At 64.9% G+C, this 20,493-nt stretch carries 15 protein-coding genes and 1 pseudogene; 11 read left to right on the top strand and 5 right to left on the bottom strand.

The genetic code is table 11. The annotated features are described in order from the left end of the window. Window positions 1–133: 133 nt before the first annotated feature. Together PP4_RS29780 and PP4_RS29775 are read left to right on the top strand one after the other, a co-directional pair. A pseudogene (locus tag PP4_RS29780) lies at window positions 134–1,219 on the top strand (HAMP domain-containing protein); the annotation flags it as partial. 90 nt (window positions 1,220–1,309) lie between these two features. Continuing rightward, window positions 1,310–2,077, top strand: coding sequence for a methyl-accepting chemotaxis protein (locus PP4_RS29775; protein WP_370529840.1), 768 nt, complete (start codon window positions 1,310–1,312; stop codon window positions 2,075–2,077). Between the two features lie 128 nt (window positions 2,078–2,205). Here the strand turns inward: PP4_RS29775 and PP4_RS03350 are convergent, their stop codons facing one another. Together PP4_RS03350 and PP4_RS03345 are read right to left on the bottom strand one after the other, a co-directional pair. Then, a complete protein-coding gene (locus PP4_RS03350; protein ID WP_016497879.1) occupies window positions 2,206–2,985 on the bottom strand; it encodes an AraC family transcriptional regulator in 780 nt (259 codons plus the stop codon). A gap of 120 nt (window positions 2,986–3,105) precedes the next feature. Further along, window positions 3,106–4,383 carry an acetyl-CoA C-acetyltransferase gene (locus PP4_RS03345; protein WP_016497878.1) on the bottom strand — a complete coding sequence of 426 codons (1,278 nt, stop codon included), beginning with the start codon at window positions 4,381–4,383 and terminating at the stop codon, window positions 3,106–3,108. A gap of 119 nt (window positions 4,384–4,502) precedes the next feature. On the opposite strand from PP4_RS03345, the gene PP4_RS03340 reads away from it, so the two are divergent. The 8 genes from PP4_RS03340 (at window position 4,503) to PP4_RS03305 (ending at window position 10,856) form a co-directional block, all read left to right on the top strand. Further along, on the top strand, window positions 4,503–5,855 hold the full coding sequence (locus PP4_RS03340; protein ID WP_016497877.1) for a 3-oxoacyl-ACP reductase: 1,353 nt from the start codon (window positions 4,503–4,505) through the stop codon (window positions 5,853–5,855). A gap of 2 nt (window positions 5,856–5,857) precedes the next feature. Beyond that, window positions 5,858–6,709, top strand: coding sequence for a MaoC family dehydratase (locus tag PP4_RS03335; RefSeq protein WP_016497876.1), 852 nt, complete (start codon window positions 5,858–5,860; stop codon window positions 6,707–6,709). A 174-nt stretch (window positions 6,710–6,883) separates the two neighbouring features. Then, a complete protein-coding gene (locus PP4_RS03330) occupies window positions 6,884–7,189 on the top strand; it encodes a MazG-like family protein (RefSeq protein WP_016497875.1) in 306 nt (101 codons plus the stop codon). Then, window positions 7,186–7,935, top strand: coding sequence for a methyltransferase domain-containing protein (locus tag PP4_RS03325; protein WP_016497874.1), 750 nt, complete (start codon window positions 7,186–7,188; stop codon window positions 7,933–7,935). Before PP4_RS03330 ends, PP4_RS03325 begins: the two co-directional genes overlap by 4 nt. 21 nt (window positions 7,936–7,956) lie before the next feature. Then, window positions 7,957–8,592: a DUF4136 domain-containing protein gene (locus tag PP4_RS03320; RefSeq protein WP_016497873.1), complete on the top strand. Its 636-nt coding sequence runs from the start codon at window positions 7,957–7,959 to the stop codon at window positions 8,590–8,592. A gap of 19 nt (window positions 8,593–8,611) precedes the next feature. Beyond that, window positions 8,612–9,181, top strand: coding sequence for a DUF4136 domain-containing protein (locus PP4_RS03315; protein ID WP_016497872.1), 570 nt, complete (start codon window positions 8,612–8,614; stop codon window positions 9,179–9,181). Between the two features lie 304 nt (window positions 9,182–9,485). Next, window positions 9,486–9,956: an A24 family peptidase gene (locus PP4_RS03310; protein WP_016497870.1), complete on the top strand. Its 471-nt coding sequence runs from the start codon at window positions 9,486–9,488 to the stop codon at window positions 9,954–9,956. 126 nt (window positions 9,957–10,082) lie between these two features. Continuing rightward, on the top strand, window positions 10,083–10,856 hold the full coding sequence (locus PP4_RS03305; RefSeq protein WP_016497869.1) for a response regulator transcription factor: 774 nt from the start codon (window positions 10,083–10,085) through the stop codon (window positions 10,854–10,856). Between the two features lie 40 nt (window positions 10,857–10,896). Here PP4_RS03305 and PP4_RS03300 read toward each other — a convergent pair whose 3' ends face one another. Together PP4_RS03300 and pbpC are read right to left on the bottom strand one after the other, a co-directional pair. Beyond that, window positions 10,897–12,561 (bottom strand): ShlB/FhaC/HecB family hemolysin secretion/activation protein, encoded by a 1,665-nt coding sequence (locus PP4_RS03300; protein ID WP_016497868.1) that lies wholly within the window; start codon window positions 12,559–12,561, stop codon window positions 10,897–10,899. Between the two features lie 92 nt (window positions 12,562–12,653). Continuing rightward, complete coding sequence (gene pbpC / locus PP4_RS03295; protein ID WP_016497867.1) at window positions 12,654–14,996, bottom strand: peptidoglycan glycosyltransferase PbpC; 2,343 nt, start codon at window positions 14,994–14,996, stop codon at window positions 12,654–12,656. Between the two features lie 77 nt (window positions 14,997–15,073). On the opposite strand from pbpC, the gene PP4_RS03290 reads away from it, so the two are divergent. Continuing rightward, complete coding sequence (locus PP4_RS03290; protein ID WP_016497866.1) at window positions 15,074–15,367, top strand: hypothetical protein; 294 nt, start codon at window positions 15,074–15,076, stop codon at window positions 15,365–15,367. A gap of 162 nt (window positions 15,368–15,529) precedes the next feature. On the opposite strand, the gene PP4_RS03285 is transcribed toward PP4_RS03290, so the two are convergent. Beyond that, window positions 15,530–20,431, bottom strand: a complete 4,902-nt coding sequence (locus tag PP4_RS03285) for an alpha-2-macroglobulin family protein (RefSeq protein WP_016497865.1) — start codon at window positions 20,429–20,431, stop codon at window positions 15,530–15,532. Window positions 20,432–20,493 lie beyond the last annotated feature (62 nt).

The raw sequence follows: 20,493 nt of genomic DNA, 5'->3' as shown, positions 1-20,493 counted from the left end.
CAAACGCGACCGAATAGTCACCAACCGCGACTTTATCCAATAAATACGGGCGTTTTCCTACATAAAACCCGGATGCTGCCGATGCACTGGCTACCTGCCTCGTGGGTCGACAATAAAAATTCCGGGAGCGTCGATGAGCATCAAACAGAAACTGACCTGGGCATTCGCGGTCATCGCCGGCTTGCCCATCGTCCTCGTGGCCACCCTGGTGGTCCTCAACCTGCGCGGCGAAGCCCGCGACGGATTCCTCGACGGTAGCAGCCGGGAAATCCGCCAGGTCAGCAACGCGATGAACATCTTCTTCCAGGGCATCAACCAGAACGTCGAGTACATGGCTTCGCAGCCAATGGTCGCCGCCACCGGCAGCGAGCTGAACAAGTACATGAGCGCCGCGCCGTCCTACGAACTGGGCGAGCAGGCCGGCAAGCTCCTCGACTTCATGACCCGCCTGGCCAACGCGCATCCGTCCTATGCCTACCTGTCCTACGGGGTGAACGACGGCGGCTACACCGGCTGGCCGGCCGGGCAGAAGTTCGTCAATTACGACCCACGCACCCGCCCCTGGTACCAACTGGCCATGGCCAACCCGGGCAAGACCGTGCGTACCGGCGCCTACTACTGGGCGGCCGACGACGCGGTACTGGTCAGCACCGTGCGCGCCGTGGCCAACCAGTTGGGCAACCCCGGCGGCGTGGTCAACATCGACGTGTCGCTCAAAGGCCTGACCGAGATCGTCAAACAGATCAAGCTGGGTGAAAGCGGCTACCTGATGCTGGTGGAAAGCAACGGCAACGTCATGGTCGACCCACGCGACGCCGCTCACAATTTCAAGCAGCTGGCCAGCTTTGGCGACGGCTATGCCGCGCTGGCCAAGGCCGGCAAAGGCCTGGTCGAGGTCGAGCTCAATGGCGTGCGCTACATGGCCAACGTCTACCCCGATGAGCAACTGGGCTGGACCTTCATCGGCCTGATCGAACAAAGCGAAGTGATGCAGACCACCACCCGGCTGACCTGGCTGATCGGCGGCATTGCCGTGGTGCTGGCCGCGCTGTTCGCAGTGGTCGGTGCAGGCTTCGCCAAGCTGATCGTGCGCCCGATCAATAGCGTCACCAGCGGCCTGGAGGACATTGCCCAAGGCGAGGGTGACCTGACCCGCAACCTGGAAATCCGTGGCCGCGACGAAACCGCGCAACTGGCCAGCTGGTTCAACCAGTTCCTCGGCGCCATTCGCAGCCTGATCCAGCACATCGGCGCTGCTGCCGGCAAAATCCTCAGCACTTCCAGCAGCTCGACCCGCGTTTCCAGCGACATGGCCGAAGCCGCTGGCCGCCAGCGCGAAGCGGTGGACATGGTGTCCACCGCCTTCCACGAAATGGTCGCCACCGCCAACGAAGTGGCCCGTTCCTGTAGCCAGGCGGCGCAGTCGGCCGACAGCGGTCAGCAGCAAGCACGCGAGGGCCAGCAGCAGATCGACGCCGCCGTACAAAGCGTCGACCGCCTGAGCCACGAGATCGAACAGTCCGCGCAGTCGATCCAGCAGCTGGAGCGTGACAGCAACGCTATCCAGTCGATCCTCGGCACCATCCGCTCAATTGCCGAACAGACCAACCTGCTGGCCCTCAACGCGGCCATCGAAGCAGCCCGTGCCGGTGAGCAGGGCCGTGGTTTTGCCGTGGTGGCCGACGAAGTGCGGGCCCTGGCCAAGCGCACAGCCGACTCCACTGCAGAAATCGACGGCCTGCTGGGCAACCTGGCCAGCCGCACGGCTGAAGTGGCCGATCAGATGCATGCCAGCCTGGAAGTGTCGCAGCAGTCGGTAAGCCGTATCGGCCTGGCCCGCGACAGCTTCGGGCAAATCCGTGAGTCGGTGGATGTGATCCGCGACATGAACACGCAGATCGCCACGGCGGCCGAGGAGCAGCACCAGGTGGCCGAGGACATCAACCGGCATATCAGCCAGATTCACGGGGATGCGCAGCTGGTGGCCGAACTGGCCCAGGCGGCGCGCCAGGACTCCGAGAGCCTGGCTGGGCTGTCCAATGAGCTGGATTCGCTGGTGCGCAGGTTCCGCACCTGATTGATGCACTGCCTGTCCCGACCCTATCGCCGGCAAGCCAGCTCCCACAGGGACTGCAAACCCTGAGGGCAGCGGGGTCCTGTGGGAGCTGGCTTGCCGGCGATAGGGCCGGTACAGGCAGACAATGCCTAGAGTTTCAACTCGCCAGGGGTAGCCCCGAACAGCTGCTTGAATGCGGCAATGTAAGCCGAGGTGGAGTCATACCCACACCCCAACGCCGCCTCGGTCACATTCTCCCCCGCCTCCAGCAACGCCAGTGACGACAACAGCCGCATGCGCTGCCGCCAGTTGCGAAAGCTCAACCCGGTCTCGCGCTGGAACATCCGCATCAGCGTCTTCTCCGAACACCCCAGCTCCCGTGCCCATTGCTGCAAGGTCTGGGACTGGTCCGGTGCGGCGATCAAGCCGTTGCACAGGGCCAGCAACCCAGGGTGACGTGGCAACGGCAGCGAAAACCCGACTTCCGGCAAGGTGCGCAACTGGTCGAGCAGCACCGCCACCAGACGCGCCTCGGCACTGTCATATTCCGGGTAGTCCGCCGGGAACAGGCAGAACTGCTTGATCAGCTCGCGTGCCAGTGGCGTCACCTCCAGCACCCGGCATTGCTCTGGTGCCCATGGGCAGGCATCGCGGCGCACATACAGGCTGCGCATCTCGGCCTGCATCGAGGTCAGCACTTCGTGTTCGGCATCGGCAGGGATCCACACACCCCACTGGGGTGGGGCAAAGTAACTGCCGTCCCGGGTGTACACGGCCAGTACGCCGCTGATGGCGTAGGAAAACTGCACCCAGTCGTGCTGGTGGCGGGTGGTCCAGGAGCCAGCACCGAGGCTTTCGGCACGGGCATAGAGGGGCCTGGGCAAATGGTCCAGCGCAGGAATAGCGCGAGGATGTCCGATGATCGGCATGGCGGCTTCTTGTAGTTCTGAGCAGACAAGCCTAACAGCTGGTGGCCATCACGGGGACATCTGCGCTGTCCTGTGGGAGCGGGTTTACCCGCGAAGCAGGCAACGCGGTATTGCAGAAAATCAACGCTCGACGATAACGGTCACCCCCTGCCCACCCGCCGCACAAATCGAAATCAGCCCACGCCCCTTCCCCGCCGTGGCCAGCAACTTGGCCAGGTTGGCCAATATCCGCCCCCCGGTCGCGGCGAACGGGTGCCCAGCTGCCAGCGAGCTGCCCTTGACGTTGAGCTTGCTGCGGTCAATCGCCCCAAACGGCGCATCCAGCCCCAACCGCTCGCGGCAATAGTCGGCATCTTCCCAGGCCTTGAGGGTGCACAGCACCTGGGCAGCAAAGGCTTCATGGATCTCGTAGTAATCGAAGTCCTGCAGGGTCAGGCCATTGCGCGCCAGCAAGCGTGGCACGGCATACACCGGGGCCATCAACAGCCCTTCGCGGCCGGTGACGAAATCCACCGCAGCGGTTTCGCCATCGACCAGGTAAGCCAGCACCTGAAGCCCCTGCTGCGCAGCCCATTCTTCAGTGCCCAGCAACACCACCGAGGCCCCGTCGGTGAGTGGTGTGGAATTACCCGCCGTCAGCGTGCCCTGGCCACTGCGGTCGAAGGCGGGCTTGAGCCTGGCCAACTGCTCAAGGCTCAGGTCCGGGCGCAGGTTGTTGTCCCGTGTCAGCGACAAAAACGGCGTCAGCAAGTCTTCCTGCCAACCCTCGGCATACGCGGCGACCAGCTTCTGGTGGCTGAGCAACGCCAGCTCGTCCTGCTCTGCACGGCTAATGCGCCAGGTCTGGGCCATGCGCTCGCAATGCTCGCCCATCGACAAGCCCGTGCGCGGTTCGCCGTTGCGTGGTAACTCGGGTTTCAGATGGTGAGGCCGCAGCTTGAGGAAAGGCTTGAGTCGCTCGCCCAGGCTTTTGCCACGGTTGGCCTGCAACAGGATGTGGCGCAGGCCTTCGTTGACGGCAATCGGTGCATCGGAAGTGGTATCCACGCCGCCGGCAACACCGCAGTCGATCTGCCCCAGGGCAATCTTGTTGGCCACCAGCAGCGCAGCTTCCAGCCCAGTACCGCAGGCTTGCTGGATGTCATACGCCGGGGTCTGCGGCGACAGGCGCGAACCCAGCACACATTCGCGGGTAAGGTTCATGTCACGTGAGTGCTTGAGCACCGCGCCAGCCACCACCTCCCCCAGCCGTAACCCATGCAGGCGATAACGTTCGATCAGGCCCTCAAGGGCGACCGTGAGCATCGCCTGGTTGCTGGCCGTGGCGTAGGCGCCATTGGAGCGGGCAAAGGGGATTCGGTTGCCGCCCAAGATCGCGACCCGGCGAGGTGAACGCATGTGCTTGTTCCTCCTGAAACAATTTGATCCGTACAGCCTAGGTGTTTTTACCGCATTCGAACGACCTTGCCACAAAGTTGGTCCACACTTTCAAGCTTGCCTTTTGCGGAGACCCACTCATGAGCGATCGCTACCTCGGTTTTGCCAACTCCAACCTCGGCCGCCGCCTCGTGGATGCCCTCGGCCTGCCACGCCCGGCGCCGCTGGAGCGCTGGCAAGCCGGCCGCCTGCGCCCGGTCGAAGGGGCCCTGGTACTGGGGGGCGGGCCGCTGGCAGGCCAGGTCGAAGCCATCGCCCCGCGCCTGACCGACGCGCTTTACAGCTTCAATGCCAACCACCTGCAGGCCGAAGCCTGGGTGGCCGGCCTGGGGCCGAAAATCAAAGCCGTGGTGTTCGATGCCAGTCATCTGTCCGACAGCGATGCGCTGAAGCAGTTGCGCGAATTTTTCCAGCCACTGCTGCGCAGCCTGGCCCCGAGCGCCCATGTCGTGGTGCTGGGGCGCGCGCCGGAAAGCCTCGAGGCCCCATTGGCCAGCGTTGCCCAACGGGCCCTTGAAGGCTTCAGCCGCTCGCTGGCAAAAGAGCTGCTCAATGGCGCGACTGCCCAGCTGCTGTATGTCGCGCCCGGTGCCGAAGACCAGCTGGAAGGCGCCTTGCGGTTCTTCCTCTCGCCCAAGAGTGCCTTCATTTCTGGCCAGGTACTGCGCCTGGAAGCCTGCACCAGCCAGGTAGGCGACTGGACCCGCCCGCTGGCTGGCCGCCGCGCCCTGGTCACGGGTGCGGCACGCGGCATCGGCGCCGCGATCGCCGAAACCCTGGCGCGGGACGGCGCCGATGTGCTGCTGCTCGATGTGCCACAGGCCAGCCAGGACCTCGACGCCCTCGCCGCACGTTTGGGTGGCAAAGCGCTGCCTCTGGATATCTGCGCCAGCGATGCGGCAACGCAACTGCTCGCCGCCCTGCCCGACGGCATCGACATCGTGGTGCACAACGCCGGCATCACCCGCGACAAGACCTTGGCCAACATGACCCCGGAATACTGGGACGCGGTCATGGCGGTCAACCTCAAGGCACCGCAAGTACTGACCCAGGCGCTGTACGACAACGGCGCACTGGGCGAAAACGCGCGCATTACCCTGCTGGCCTCGGTCAGCGGCATCGCCGGCAACCGCGGGCAGGCCAACTACGCCGCGAGCAAGGCCGGGTTGATCGGCCTGGCCCAAGCATGGGCGCCCCGGCTCGCCGAACACGGCGGCAGCATCAACGCTGTCGCCCCCGGTTTCATCGAAACCCACATGACCGCGGCCATGCCCATGGGCCTGCGCGAGGCCGGGCGGCGCTTGAGCTCGCTGGGCCAGGGCGGCCGCCCGCAGGACGTCGCCGAGGCCATCGCCTGGCTCAGCCAGCCAGGCTCCGGGGCAGTCAACGGCCAGGTGCTGCGTGTGTGCGGCCAGGCCTTGATGGGAGCGTGAACATGAGCAGAAACTGGCACGACCTGCAAAGCCCGGCTGCCCGCGCCAGCCTGTACCTGCGTGCAGCCAGCAAGCGCAGCATCAGCGGTGACCGCTTGCCGGACGATGGCCTGCGCTGTTTCATCCCGGTTAAGCCGGGCAACCTGGCAGCTTATAGACGGCTTTGCCACTTTACCGACGATGGCCGCCTGCCAGGCACTTATCCCCACGTCATGGCATTCACGCTGCAGTTGCAGCTGATGACCGCGCCCAACTTCCCTTTCCCGCTGCTCGGCCTGGTGCACCTGCACAACCGCATCGAGGTGCTGCGGCCGCTTGGCGGGCTCGAAGGGCTGCGCTTTGCGGTGTATGCGCACAACCTTCAGGCACATGCCAAGGGCGGCACCTTCGACCTGGTTACCGAGGCAGACGACGGCATTGGCCTGCTCTGGCGGGAGACCAGCCGCATGCTGGTGCGCGGGCTGAAGCTGGAGGGCCAGGCAGGCGAGCCAGCCGACGATGAACCGGAGCCATTGCCCGAGGCCACCCGCTGGTACGCCGACAGTGATATTGGCCGACGTTATGCCAAGGTGTGCGGGGACTACAACCCTATCCACCTCAGCGCCACCAGCGCGCGGCTGTTCGGCTTCCCCACGGCCATTGCCCATGGCATGTGGAGCAAGGCCATGGCCCTGGCGGCACTGCGTGGGCACCTGCCGCACAGCGGCTACGCCTTTGAAGTGGATTTCCGCAAACCGGTGCGGTTGCCGTCGGAGGTGGTACTCAGTGCCAGTGAGGCGGGGCCTGAGGGTGCGTTGCGGCTGGATGGGCATGGCGGGGTGCTGCATATGGTCGGGCGCTGGGCTCCCCTTTGAATCGTGAGGCTGCTGCGCAGCCTTTTCGCGACACAAGGCCGCTCCCACAGCGACTGCGTCAGCCTTGATGTCAGCGCGGTTGTGGGAGCGGCCTTGCGTCGCGATGGGCCGCAAAGCGGCCCCTTGCTTTGCGTCGGGCCTGGGCCGAAGCTATGCAGCATTAGGAGACCCCCGATGAACCTGCAAGAAATCACCCAACGCCTGCACCAGATTCGCGACAACAATGACTGGCGCGGCTTCCACAGCCCGAAGAACCTGGCCATGGCCGCCAGCGTCGAAATGGCCGAGCTGGTGGAAATCTTCCAGTGGCTGAGCGAAGACCAATCTCGCCAGCTACCTGCCGACAAACTCGCCCACGCCGGCCAGGAAGTCGGTGATGTGGTGCTCTACCTGCTGCTGCTGTGCAGCGAGCTGGGCCTGGACATGGACCAGGTGGTGCGGGCCAAGCTGGCCGACAGCGAGAGGCGCTTCGCCCGATGAACGACCGTCACTTCGATGAGCTGGCCACCCGCTTTGCCGAGAAGATCTACGGCGGCGCCAAGGGCGCGATCCGCCTGGCCGTACTGCAGGCCGACCTGGCCGAGGCGCTGCCCGATCGCCCGCTGCGCATCCTCGACATCGGCGCCGGGCTGGGGCACATGGCCTTGTGGCTGGCCCAGCGTGGCCACCATCTGACCCTGGCCGAGCCTGCCGCCCCCATGCTCGACGGCGCCCGGGCGCGCTTTGCCGAGGCCGGCCAGACCGCCACGTTCATCCAGGCACCCTGGCAAGACCTGCTTGGCCAACTGACCGAGCCCTACGACCTGGTGCTGTGCCATGCCGTGCTCGAATGGCTGTCAGAGCCCGAAAGCATCCTGCCCGTGCTGCACCAGCTCACGGCCCCTTCCGGGTGGCTGTCACTGGCCTTCTACAACCGCGACGCGCTGGTCTATCGCAATCTGCTCAAGGGCCATTTCCGCAAATTGCGCAGCAACCGGCTGGAAGGTGAAAAGCAGAGCCTGACCCCACAGAAACCGCTTGATCCACGCGAGCTCAAGGCGCAACTTGATCCTATGTGGCAGGTTGAAACCGAGAGTGGTGTGCGGGTGTTCCACGATTACATGCCCAAAGAGTTCCAAGCCAAGGCCGAGCTGCTCGACCTGCTGGAAATGGAACTGGCCTACCGCCGCCACCCCGGCTTCGCCGGGCTTGGCCGCTATCTGCACTGGGTCTGCCGCCCCCGTTGACCCGCCCGCCGGGAGGAATACATGCCGTACCGTCTGTTGTGCCTGGCCCTGCTGCCGTTTGCCTTGGCTGCCTGCCAGGGCAGCAACCCGTATGTGGCCAGCAGCCGCCCGCTGCCCCCGGCCCCCGCCCAGGCGGCCACCACCTTCGACGCCAGTGCCTACCCCGCGCCCGCCCGGGATTACGGGCACTACCGCAGCTGGAGCTGGCGCAACGGCCAGTTGCCCAGCGGCTCGGCCAATGCCGACCCGGCGCAACTGGCCGATGCCGTCAGCGGCGCACTCGACCAGCATGGCCTACGCCCTGCCCGGGGGGCTTCCGGCGATTTGCTGGTCAGCGCCGACATGCGCCTGGAAAAACGCTTGCGCCAAGTGCGTGACTACGACACCTACGACCCGTACTACGGCCCCTATCCCTACGGTGGTGTCGGTTATGGCGGCTATCGCCATGGCTACGGGGGCTATGCCAGCGTGCCCATCGTGCGCACCTACGAGGTGGAGGTGATGGTGGTGCGCATCGACCTGTACGACGCCCGCAGCGGCCAGCCGGTGTGGAGCGCCAGCGCCGAAAGCGGCAGCGACAAGGACTCGCCGCGTGAACGCGAAAGCGCCCTGCGCGATTCTGTGCACAAGGCGCTCAGCGGCTATCCTCCCAGTTAACGTTTAACGGAGAACCACCATGTTGCGCCGCCTCGTTCTACTGTCGTTCGCGTTATTGCTCGCCGCCTGCTCCAGCAACAATGTCCAGCAGGACTTCGATGCCAGCCGCGATTTTGCCGCCTACCGGAGCTGGGCGTGGCAGGAGCCGGGCCTGCAATATCGCCCGGACGACCCCCGCATCAAAAGCGACCTCACCGAACAGCGCATCCGCCAAGCGGTCGCCGACCAGCTCGACCAGCGCGGCCTGCGCCCGGTCCAGGCTGGCGCGCGGCCTGACCTGGGCGTGCGCGCGTACCTGATTGTCGAGCAGCGCCAGCAGCAGATCACCACCAACTACGGCGGTGGTTGGGGTGGTTACTGGGGCGGCTACTGGGGCGGCCCGATGTACAACGAAACCCGCAGTGTCGACTACAAGGTCGCCACCATCCAGATCGACATGTTCGACGGGCGTGACGGCAAGCTGGTCTGGCGAGGCAGTGCCGAGCAGATCATGAACAACTACCCGCCAAGCCCGGAAGAACGCAACAGCGCCATCCACAATACCGTGACCAAGGTGCTGGCCAACTATCCCCCGGGTAGCAAGAAGTAACATTCAAACGCGGCTTTTATAGACGCCGCGGACTCTGTGGGAGCGGGTTCATCCGCGAAGCAAGCGACACGGTGCATGGCACCGGCTCCGCCGGTGTTCGCGGGTGAACCCGCTCCCACAGAGATCGCGATTCTGAACACGGCTGCACCACCTGCCAGGTCTGTGACAGCTACGACAAAATCCATTCCAGCCACGCCTTTTTCCCTTTCCTGCCCACTCGTGCGCAGGTTCTTGTCTATCTTCACTTAAGGAAACCTGACTGACCGGGTAGATGTGTTCAACATTTGGGAAAGGCGACCTGCCAATGCAAAGCATTGTTCTCCTGCTGTGGCTTGCCTTGTGCTCCGAACAGGATGTGCGTCAACGCCAGATATCCGATCTGCTGACCCTGGGCGTGGCTGCCGGCGCCCTGTTCTGGCTGTTCGCCACCGGCCACAGCTGGATCGGCGCCGATGCCAGTGATGCCGGCTGGGCACTGGCCATCGTCATGCTGCTTACACTGCCCGGCTACATGCTCGGCCGCTTCGGTGCCGACGACGTCAAGCTGATGGGCGCACTGGCCTTGGCGACCAGCCCGCATTACGTGCTCGGCACCTTTATTGGCGCCGGTGTCAGTGTGCTGGTGTGGCTGCTCACCCGTCGGCGCCTGTGGACACTGCTCAACCCCAAGGTGAAAAAGCGTTTGCAGGCCCTGACCGAAGAAATGGGCGACAAACAGGCATTCGTACCCTACGTGTTAGCAGGTTTTCTTCTAACGGCGGTATGGATCCAATAATCACTCCTGTGGTCCTATGGGTTGTACATAACTTGCAACTTGTACATATCCAAAAAGTGCGACTATTTTTAAGCTGCCAGCGTGTCTGGCACGGGAGCAGGGCGGTATACGAACAGGGAGTTGATCGTGTCCAGACCATTCAGTGAAATGAAGCTATTGGTGGTCGATGACCAACCAGTCATCGTCGAACAGTTGTGTGAGTTTCTCGAAACCCAGGGCTACCACTGCCTGCCAGCCCATTCGACCGACGAAGCCATCCAGCGCTACCTGGCCGACGAGGCCATCGGCTTGATCATCTGCGACCTGCACATGCCTGAGCGTGATGGCATCGAGCTGGTTCGCGCCCTCAAGGAAGTCACCGGGCCACGTATGTTTGAAGCCATCATGCTGACCGGGCGTGCGGACAAACAGGACGTGATCCGCGCCCTGCGCGAAGGGTTTGCCGATTATTACCAGAAGCCCATGAACCTCGACGAACTGCTGGAGGGCGTGCGCCGCCAGGAAGAGGCCCTGCAAGAACGCCAGCGCAACTTCCGCGCCCTTGGCGGGTTGAACCAGCGCTTGCAGGACCTGGCCGACTCGGTGGACGAACTGTACCAGGACCTGGAAAAAGCCCGTGGCCAAGGTACCCACCGCCGTGCCACCGATGTGGAAGAGAGCGAAAGCGAGCTGCCAGCTGCCTTCGAGAAGCTGTCGCCACGCCAACTGGAAGTGGCGCGGCTGGTGAGCAAGGGCAAGACCAATTACCAGATCGCCTGTGAGCTGGGCATTACCGAAAACACCGTCAAGCTGTATGTGTCGCAAGTGTTGCGATTGACCCACATGCACAACCGTACCCAGCTGGCATTGGCGCTGACGCCCAGCTCGTCGCCGGTGCATCTGAGGTTTACTACCCATTGAGGGGTTTGGCTGGAGATTGCCGGGGCTGCTTTGCAGCCCCCTACATTTGAAAACCCAAACTCAGGATTAGCCGGGGGCCACGGTCCAGGCTATCCAACGCCACATCCGCCAAAGGCTTCGCCACCTCCAGCGCAACGTTGAGGTAGCGCCCATCCCCCAACCGTACGCCAAGTGCCGCGGAAGCCAGGTGGGCATCGTCCACAGGCCCCCGGTTATGCCAGGCCTGCGCCACATCCACTGCCGCATAGGGCTGAACCAGCGCCAGCCCGTTACCTCGCAGGCTGTAGTTCAGTTCGTAAGCCACACCCCACCCCTTGTCCCCGTCCGCCTGATCACGCGGGTAGCCACGGCCAAAATGCAGCCCACCAAAGCCCGCCCGTTCGCTGTCGGGCAGCCGGTCATCACTCCAGTACAACGCGCCCGACGCCACCCCCTGCCAGTTGCCAGCCAGCGTGTCACTCTGCAGTCCGGAAAGCCGCAACCGCAGGAAATCCAGATCGTAGTCAGCATCGCTACGCGCGCCCAGGTAATCCAGCCCCTGGTAAACCCCGGCACTGACAATACGCAGGCGGCCACCTTCCACTTTGCGCCAGTCGCCCTCGAAGGACAGCGCGCGCACGGAAGTGTCGTAGTCCCGTAGTGAAGGCTCCCCGTCCAGTTGGTCTTCGACGTGCTCGCTGACCGCATACAGGTGCCCCTGCACCGCCATCCATTCGTTCGGCCTGACAACCACTGGCTGGCGCAGGCCCACTGCATAGCGTTCACTGTCCCGCTCGCGGGTCATGTCACGGCCATCATCCAGGCGTATGCGCGTGCCCGGATCACTGCGGTAGCGCGAAGCCGACAGCAGCAACTGGCTGCCGGCAGCGTCCAGGTACTGGCTGTAGTCCAGCCGCTGGTAATGCACCTGGTCATCCCCCGGAGGCAGCAGCAGGCTCGCCTTGAACTGTTCGGCAAAGCGGGTCTGGGCATTGCTGGTGGCCGTCAGCAGTGCCTGCGCATCGTCGCGACTGGAATCGGCCAGGGTAACAGCGGCACTGAACGGCTTGCGCTGCGCACGCACGGTCAAGCGGGCGGCACCGTCAGCGGTTTGCGCCATCGCCAGCTCAGCCTCAATCGACACACCCGGCAGGCGTTCGGCGAGCCCCAGGTAGCGCTCCAGGGTTTCACGTGTCAGCGGGCGTTCGGCTTCCAGTTGCGTCAGCAGCTGCTGCAAATAGCCACCCGCCGGGCCGATGTCGCCCTCCACGCGGTAATCCCGGATGTAACCTTCGACCAGCACCACATTCACCCGGCCTTCGGCCACATCCTGAGGTGGCAGGTAGGCGTAGGAAAGCAGGTAACCGTCCTGCCGGTAGCGCTCGGTCAGGCGCTCGGTGTACTGCTGCAGCTCGCCTAATGTGATGCTGTGCCCGATCAACGGCTGGTAGTGCTCGCGCAAGTCGCTCAAGGGGAACACCGTACCGCCTTCGAAACGCACCTTGTGCAGCACCATGCGCGTATCCGCAGGTGCCCAGGCCTGGCTTTCGGCGTTTGGCCGGGGCATTCGCAGATTGGGGCTGGCGGGCCGATAGGCGTCTACCGGCAGGTTGGTGTCGGGCAAGCGCCGTTCATACTCATGGCTGTCGAGAAAACCCGGCAACGACTCGGCATGGGCCAAAAACGCCCAAGGCAGCAACAACAGGGGCACGGCCAGAGGACGCATAGGGCGCTCCATGTTCCCTTGGGTTGCGGGGCACCAGCCGGTCACACCCGTCACTTGCAAGCGTAGGTGCTGGCCCGGCTGCCGTCGAACGCCTACTCGCTGACCTGGAACGCCACTCGCGCGGTCTCGCCGCTTTCGTCCAGCGCACTGACCTCGGCCTGCCCGGCCTGCGGTAAGCGCACCAGCAGGCTGTCCTGCCCCAGGGTTTCGCCCAACGGCTGGCCATTGAGGAACCACCAGCGCCGCCCGCCACCGCCCAGGGCCGATACATGCAGCTGCAACGGCTCGCTGCTGGTCGCCGGGCGGCGCAGGTTGTCACCCGGTCGCACGCCCACTATCGACAACGGCGGAGCGCTGGCCGGCACCTGCGGTGGGCAGGCCGGGTCGATGGCCGGCAGCCGCGCCGCGCGCCGCTCCACGCGGGGCAGCCAAGGCTCCAGCGGGGCCGGCCACAAGGCAATGTCGCGGGCCTTGGCGCTTGGGCAACTGCCATCCACTCGCAGCCCCAGGTCGTTGACCCACACGCTTTCGCGCAACCCCAGACCCAGGGGCTGATCGGCGGCTTGCAGCGTCGGCGGCGTGGTGCCGTCCAGGGTCCAGGCAAAACGCTGGCGCCGGCAGTTGGGGTCCTGTTTGCTCATCGGCTGGCCGAGCGGCCAACAGATCGCCGCCACGCCGACATTCGCCGGCACCCGCTCCACCGGCACGCTGATGCCACGCTGGCTGTCGCGGTTGCTCAGCAGGTCGTGCACCTGCAGCATCAACGGCGCCGCCGAAGCCAGGCCGAACTGGCCGGGCACCGGCGTGCCGTCGGGGCGACCGATCCACACGCCGATCAGGTAGCGCGGCCCCACGCCAATCGACCACGCATCGCGAAAGCCATAGCTGGTGCCCGTCTTCCAGGCCAGTTGCGGGCGCTGTACCAGTTCGGCATGCGGGTCGCGGTCGGGGCGCGCCTGGCCACTGAGGATGCGCCGGATGATCCACGCCGCCCCTGGTGACAGCAGCCGGCGCTCCACCAGCGGGTCCTGCGGCTGCAAGCGCACCCGCGCACTGTTGCCACCCCGCGCCAGCGCCGCGTAGCCACCCACCAGGTCTTCCAGCCGGCTGCCGGCACCGCCCAGGATCAGCGACAGGTTGGGTTCGGCCAAGGGCGGCAATGCCAGTGGCATGCCCGCCATGCGCAGTTGCGCGGCAAAGCGTTTCGGGCCGTAGGCCTCCAGCAACTGCACTGCCGGCAGGTTGAGTGACAGGGCCAGCGCCGAGCTGGCCGACACCGGCCCACTGAAGCCCATGGAGAAGTTGCCGGGGCGGTAGTCGCCATAGCGGCGCGGCACATCCTGCAACAACGATTCGGAATGGATCAGGCCATCGTCCAGCGCCATGCCGTAAAGGAACGGTTTGAGGGTGGAGCCGGGCGAGCGCAGCGAGCGCACCATGTCGACATGCCCGAAGCGGCGCGCGTCGGCCAGCTCGATCGAGCCAAGGTAGGCACGCACCGCCATGCTCTGCGCCTCGACCACCAGGATGGCGGCAGAGGTGCGCTCCGGCAGCCGCGCGCGCCAGCCCAGCAGCAAGTCTTCAAGGCGCCGCTGCAACGCTGCATCCAGTGTGGTGCGGATCAGCGGCGGGCTGTCGGCGCTGTTCAGGCGCCGGGCGAGCAAAGGTGCCAAAGCTGGCTCCTGCCGTGGCGCCAGCACCAGCGGCTCTTCGGCTGCCTCGCGGATTTGTTGCGCAGGCCACACCTGGTATTCAGCCAGGCGCTGCAACACCTTGTCGCGGGCACGCTGGGCACGCTCGGGGTGGCGATCCGGGCGCAGCCGGCTGGGTGCCTGGGGCAGCACGGCCAGCAGCGCTGCTTCGGCCGGGCTCAGGTGCATCGGCGACTTGCCCAGGTACGCCCAGCTGGCGGCGGCCACGCCCTGCAAGGTGCCGCCAAAGGGCGCGCGGTCCAGGTAGATCTGCAGGATCTCGCGCTTGGACAGGTGCCACTCCAACTGCGCCGTACGCCACAGTTGGCGCAGCTTGCCGGCCAGGGTGCGGTCATGCGGGTCCAGCAACCGTGCCACCTGCATCGACAGCGTGCTGCCGCCCGACACCACGCGCCCACCCCGCAGGTTCAGCCAGGCCGCACGTGCCAAGGCCAACGGGTTGACCCCGGGGTGGCGGTAGAACCAGCGGTCCTCGTACGTCAGCAAGGCCTGCAGGTACAACGGCGAAACCTGGTCCGGGCTGACCGGGTAGCGCCATACCCCCTCGGCATCGGCAAAGCGCCACAAGGGTGTACCGTCTTCGGCCAGCACTACCCGCGCCAAGTCGTCGCCCGGCAGCGGCAGCGGCCACAGGCGGTCGGCCAGCCACAGCAGGCCACACAGCACCAGCAGGCCAATCAGCGTGGCGCGCAACAGCCTGGCCACACGCGCTAAGCTTGGCATCGGGAACCGACCTGGCCAGGTAATGGCCAAAGGCTTGGGAACGGCAACCTCGCCAATTCGTTCATCAGGAAGCAACTATGCATGTAGAAGGTTTTTTCGAGTGGCTGGGCCAGGCACTGGGGTCTGTGATCCGCTTCATCGTCGACGCTTTGAGCGGGCTGTTCAACCTGCTGGCCAATGCCGGTGGCAATTTTATCGACGGCCTGGCGCGCACCCTGGGCACGGACACCTCGCTGATCAGCATCCTGGCCGTGATCATCGGCCTGATGCTGCTTTACTCGGCAATCCGCGCGTTCATGCGCGCCTCGATCATCCTCGGGATCATCTGGCTGGTGCTGGGGTTGTGGGTGATGAGCTGGGTGATTCACTGAAGACCAAGCTGATCTGCGCGGTTTTTGTGGGAGCGGCCTTGCGTCGCGAAAGGGCTGCACAGCAGCCCCAGGATTTCAGCTTCGCCGCTTGAATTGCCGGGGCCGCTTTGCGGCCCTTTCGCGACGCAAGGCCGCTCGCACATGGTCGTGTAGATCAGGTCTCTAGCGGGCTTTTACGGTCATTTCACCTTGCCCATCCCCCACAGCCTGCAGGTTCGGCCGGTACATCGACTCGACCTGCGGCGGCGGTACGCGGTAGGTGCCCGGGGTTACTGCCCGCGCCAGGTACAGCAGGTGGGTGGTGCCATAGCTGTCGAGCTTGAGCGCGGCAACATAACGGTCATCACGGTACTCCTGGTGCACCACGCTGGCGTTCTGCATCGACTCGCGCCATTCCTTCACGGCGCTGCTGGCGTTGTCCAGGCTGGCGGCACTTTGCGCCAGGTTCTGGTTTTCCAGCTCCAGGCCTGCCGGTAGCAGGTCTACCACCAGCGCATCCGGCACACGGTCTTCGGCCTTGAGCGCCAGGTGCACCAACACCAGGTCGCCACTGCGCAGGTTGTGCAGGTCCAGCGGCTGGCCGTTCATGCCCAGGTACTCACGACGAATCTGCATACCGTTGCCGCCGGCCGCAGGTGCCTGGCGTGGGTAACCGGACAAGGTCAGTTGCTGGTACAGCGTCTCGCTGCCTTCGTTCTGTACGCTCAGTGGCGAGGCCAGCAGCGGGCCTTCCAGCTTCATGCCGGCCTCTGCATTGTTGAACTCGCGGACCTCGCCCGCACTGTCCAGACGTGCCTGCCACTTGCCTTCCGGCTTGCCCAGCAGGCCACGGCCGGCCAGGAACAGGGCATTGCGCTCCTGGGTCGACAGCCAGCGGTTGGCCGCCAATTCATCCGACAAGGCGAACAGGCGCTGGTCGACCTGGCTGCTGGCCAGGTTGCTCTCCTGCAGCAATGCCAATATCAGCGCCTGGTCACGCAGGGCGCTGCCGTAATCGGCCATCCAGCCTTTGCCACGGCTGATGCCCAGGCCCGCCTGCAAGGCTTGCTCGGCACGCGGTTTGTCGCCCATCTTGTCCAGCGCCACCGCCAGTTGTACCAACGGCAGGCCGGAACGGGCATCGGCGCGGCGCTCGAACAGGCCACGCAGCGCGCCCAACGGCGCCTGCTGGCTGCGCGACAACACCAGCGCCGCGTAGGCCTGCACGGCAAAACGGGTGTGGTCAGCGTTTTCGCTGTAGTCGACTTCGATCAGGTTGCGCTCCTGCAGGTAGCGCAACAGGCGCTCGCTGGCCTTCTTCAGCGCTTCGGCCGGCACGCCATAACCCTGGTCACGGGCACGCAAGAGGAAGTCGGTAACGTAGGCGGTCAGCCAGTACTCCTCTTCGCTGTCCGAACTCCACAGGCCAAAGCTGCCGTTGTAGCGCTGCATGCCCAGCAGGTGCTCGATACCCATTTCAATCTTGCGCTTGCGCACATCCGCCGGCTCGCCCTTGATGCCCAGGCGCTTGAGGCTGTCGGCATCGGCGTACAGCGACGGATACAAGCCGCTGGTGGTTTGCTCCAGGCAACCGTAAGGGTAAGCCTCCAGCGCACGGATCTGCTCGGCCAGGTTCAACGGCGGCCGGCTCGACAAGGCCAGGCTGGCCTCCAGGCCTGCGGGTTCGAACGCGGCCAGGTCTGCTTCGGGCAGGGTCCATGGCTGGTCCTTCAAGGCCACACGGTAGTGCTTGAGCATTGCCGGGTAGGCCGGGCGCACGCCCAACGTCCACTCACGTTCGAACGCGGTGGTCGGCTCGTTCGGCAGTTGCAGGCCTGTGACACGCACATGCACCTTGCCCTGCCCCAGACCACCCTGGGCCTGCACAGGAATCATCAGGGTCGAACGCTGCCCCTCGGCCAGGGCGACGGTCTGCACGGCATTGGTGGCAAGGCTCAGTTGCCCTTCGGTGGTGATTTCAACGTTTAGTTGCTGGGCGCGGCCCGACAGGTTGGCCAGGTCCAATGCCAGGCTGGTGCGGTCGCCGCCGGCCAGGAAGCGCGGGGCCGAAAGCTCGGCAATCAGCGGTGCGGCGACCACCGTCTTGCCTTCGGCCATGCCGAAGTGCTCTTCGGTCCATGCCTGGGCCATCAAGCGCAGCTCGCCGTTGAAGTCGGGGATATCTACCGTGGCCTGGCCCTCACCCTTGTCGTCCAGCGTCACCGGCAGGCTCTGCTGGGCAACGATGGTGACCGTGGTGTTAGGGCGCTTGCCGCCTTTGGCCATCGCCGCATCGCCACCAAACGCCAGGCTGGCAAGGCGGCCCTGCCCGGCTTCGATCAGCTGGCCGTAGATGTCCAGTTGGTCGGCGCCATAGGCCTTGCGCCCGAACAGGCTGGCAAACGGGTCGGGGGTTTTGAAATCGGTAATGTTGAGGATGCCCACATCCACCGCCGACAACAGCACATGCACCTGCTTGGGCACGCTGCCATCAGCATTGGCGGCCTTCACCTTCACGGTCAGCGGCTGTTTCGGGCGCATTTTTTCCGGCGCCTGCAGGCTCACCGCCAACTTGCGCTCGGCGCGGTCCAGCGGCAGGTGCAGCACGCCTACCGAACGCTTGGGCGTGGCGTTGGCCTTGCGCTCACCCGGGCGGATTACCAGCGCGCTAATGTACAGGTCGTGGCGTGCCCAGGCTTTGTCCAGTTGCACATCGAAGGTCTTGCCCTCGGCGGGCACTTCGATTTCCTGCCACCACAGCGGGCCATCGCTGGACTCGATCATCAGGTAGCCGCTGCCGGCGGCAGGCGGGGTGACGGTAACCTTGGCCGTGGCGCCGTCGGCGTAGGACGGTTTGTCCAGCGCCAGCTTGACCTGGTCGGGGCGCACGGCACCGCCTTCGGCGTTGTCCTGGGCGCGGTAACCGGCCCAGAAGCGCTCGCTGGACACCAGGCCGGTCTGCGGGTCTTCCACCTCGACGCGGTACGGGCCCCATTCAACCTGGAAGCTCAGCTTGGCAGTGGAGCCCGCCTTGACGCTGACTGTCTCTTCGTTCTGGGTCAGGAATTTCTCGTTGTAGGCGTAGCTCCAGCCGTCGCTCTGCGAGTAGTTCCAATAGTAGTCACGGCGCTCGCGGATCAACCGCACCTTGAGGTCGTTGGCCGCCAGTTTGTTACCATCGCGGTCGGCTACCAAGAACTCGAATTCCACCGGCCCGTCGCTATCGGTTTCCTCGCCATCGAACAGGCCACGCAGGCCCGGCAGGCGCTCGGCTGGCCAGATCGGTTGCTCCAGGCGCCGGGTAATCGGCCGGCCACCGGACTCCTGCAGGCTGGCCTGCACGGTCAGTTGCAGCGGCGAGCGCGCTTCGGCCCAGCGGCTTTCGATATCGACCACCGCCTTGCCAGCCTGGTCGAGGGTAACTTCGTCCAGCTCCAGGTCCTGGTTCAGCTCGGTTTCGGTGACCGAGCCAAACTGGTAGCCCGGCAGCGCAGGCACCGCCTCGCGAAGGGGACGTACATAGGCTTGGCCACTCAGGCGATTACCGGCAGCCGGGGCGCCATAGAGATAACGGCCATTGACCTGGATGCGCGCATCCTCCTCAGGCGACAGCGGCGTGCTGCTGCCCTTCAGCTCCAGCGCCAAGCGCTCGGGCAGGAAGTCTTCGACCAAGAATTCATACACCTGCTTGCGCCCGCCGCCCAGGTCGAGCAGCAGTTGCCAGCGGCCAGTCGGGGCCTCGTTAGCCAGTTGCAACTGGTATTGGTACAAGCCATTGCTGTCGGCTTCCCAGACGAACTTGCGGCTCACCTGTTCATCCGGGCGACGCACTTCCACGCTCACCGGCTGGGCTTTGACGGGCTTGCCGTCCTGGTCGCGCAGCAGGCCGTTGAGCAGCACGGTTTCACCTGGGCGATACAAGTCACGCGGGCCGAAGATGAAAAACTGCAACGGGTTGGACTGGGGCCCGGTGATGTCGAATTCGGCCAGGTCCAGGGCGGCGGTGTTCAGGCGCAGCAAGGTGGTGTGCACACCTTGGGTAGCGATCAGGGTATCGGCTTTGGGCGTGATCGGCAGCTGGGCGTGGCCCTTGCCATCGGTGCTGGCCTGGGCGAGCAGCTTGCCCTTCTCGTCATGGATTTCGAGGTTGACGCCGTTCAGCGCCTTGCCGCCTTCCAGCGCCTGGGCGAACACGTCAATGCGGTCGCGGTACCGGTGCGCCGATACGCCGATGTCGCTGAGGGTAAACAGGGTCGCTGGCTGCGAGTAGTCATAGGTGCCCGAGGCACGCATCACCGCCAGGTACACGCCCGGGTCCTGCAGCGGCTTGATGCCGGCGATGGGCAGCAGCACGGTTTCGCGGGTGTTGCGGGCGGGGTTGAGGTCGAAGCGGCCGCTGTAGACCAGCTCGGCCATGTCCAGGGTTTCCTTGGACTGGTAGTAGTACAGGCTGCTGTTGCGCCCCCAGCTGGCCAGGAAGGTCGAGAGCATTTCCGGCTTCACCCGGAAGAACTCGACATCGACCTTGTCGACGTTCAGGGCAATCACCGGCAGGCCTTCGGCCAGGCGCGTGGGCAAAAGCGAACCGCGGCTGGCAAAGCCGATGGTCGGTTGCATGTCGCGCGTTTCCAGCTGGGTGACCGACTCACTGTCCAGTTGATTGCCGTTGACCGCGAGCACGCCCTTGTCGACGGTCAGCACCAGCTTGCGCTGCGGCTCCAGATGGCGCAGGCGCAGCTCCATCTGGTTGTCGGAGAGTTCCCAGGCGCCATCGAGCTTACCCTTGACGGTGTCTACCAGGTGCACCTTGGTGGCGAAGTCCTGCTTGGCATCCAGCGGTGCTGAGAAGCTGATCGACAGCGTTGCTGCGCCATCGAGCTGCACTTCCGAAACATCCAGCACCGAAAGCTCGCGGCCTTCGTAGCGCTTGGCGAGCACAGCCGGGTCTTCGCGCTTGGGCGCCTGGGTTTCGACGGGTGCTGTAGCTACGGGTTTCTCGACCGGCGCCGGTTTGTCCGGCGTCGAAGAGTCACAGGCACTGAGCAAAGCCAGCGCGCAGGCCAGCAACAATCCTTTGTTGAACATGGAGTAGGAACTCTTAGGCAGCGTGTACGTGAGGGCAGCAACTATAGCTCAACGTCAGGTGC

This window comes from Pseudomonas putida NBRC 14164 (assembly GCF_000412675.1).
Taxonomy (GTDB): domain Bacteria; phylum Pseudomonadota; class Gammaproteobacteria; order Pseudomonadales; family Pseudomonadaceae; genus Aquipseudomonas; species Aquipseudomonas putida.
This window is presented reverse-complemented; position numbering and strand designations above follow the sequence as displayed.

Coding starts and splice junctions, on each gene's coding strand:
- PP4_RS03345 (WP_016497878.1), bottom strand. CDS start 4,383: ATGCGTTCACCTCGCCGGGTCGCGATCTTGGGCGGCAACCGAATCCCC.
- PP4_RS03315 (WP_016497872.1), top strand. CDS start 8,612: ATGTTGCGCCGCCTCGTTCTACTGTCGTTCGCGTTATTGCTCGCCGCC.
- PP4_RS03350 (WP_016497879.1), bottom strand. CDS start 2,985: ATGCCGATCATCGGACATCCTCGCGCTATTCCTGCGCTGGACCATTTG.
- PP4_RS03330 (WP_016497875.1), top strand. CDS start 6,884: ATGAACCTGCAAGAAATCACCCAACGCCTGCACCAGATTCGCGACAAC.
- PP4_RS03310 (WP_016497870.1), top strand. CDS start 9,486: ATGCAAAGCATTGTTCTCCTGCTGTGGCTTGCCTTGTGCTCCGAACAG.
- pbpC (WP_016497867.1), bottom strand. CDS start 14,996: ATGCCAAGCTTAGCGCGTGTGGCCAGGCTGTTGCGCGCCACGCTGATT.
- PP4_RS03320 (WP_016497873.1), top strand. CDS start 7,957: ATGCCGTACCGTCTGTTGTGCCTGGCCCTGCTGCCGTTTGCCTTGGCT.
- PP4_RS03335 (WP_016497876.1), top strand. CDS start 5,858: ATGAGCAGAAACTGGCACGACCTGCAAAGCCCGGCTGCCCGCGCCAGC.
- PP4_RS03340 (WP_016497877.1), top strand. CDS start 4,503: ATGAGCGATCGCTACCTCGGTTTTGCCAACTCCAACCTCGGCCGCCGC.
- PP4_RS03300 (WP_016497868.1), bottom strand. CDS start 12,561: ATGCGTCCTCTGGCCGTGCCCCTGTTGTTGCTGCCTTGGGCGTTTTTG.
- PP4_RS03325 (WP_016497874.1), top strand. CDS start 7,186: ATGAACGACCGTCACTTCGATGAGCTGGCCACCCGCTTTGCCGAGAAG.
- PP4_RS29775 (WP_370529840.1), top strand. CDS start 1,310: ATGGCCGAAGCCGCTGGCCGCCAGCGCGAAGCGGTGGACATGGTGTCC.
- PP4_RS03285 (WP_016497865.1), bottom strand. CDS start 20,431: ATGTTCAACAAAGGATTGTTGCTGGCCTGCGCGCTGGCTTTGCTCAGT.
- PP4_RS03290 (WP_016497866.1), top strand. CDS start 15,074: ATGCATGTAGAAGGTTTTTTCGAGTGGCTGGGCCAGGCACTGGGGTCT.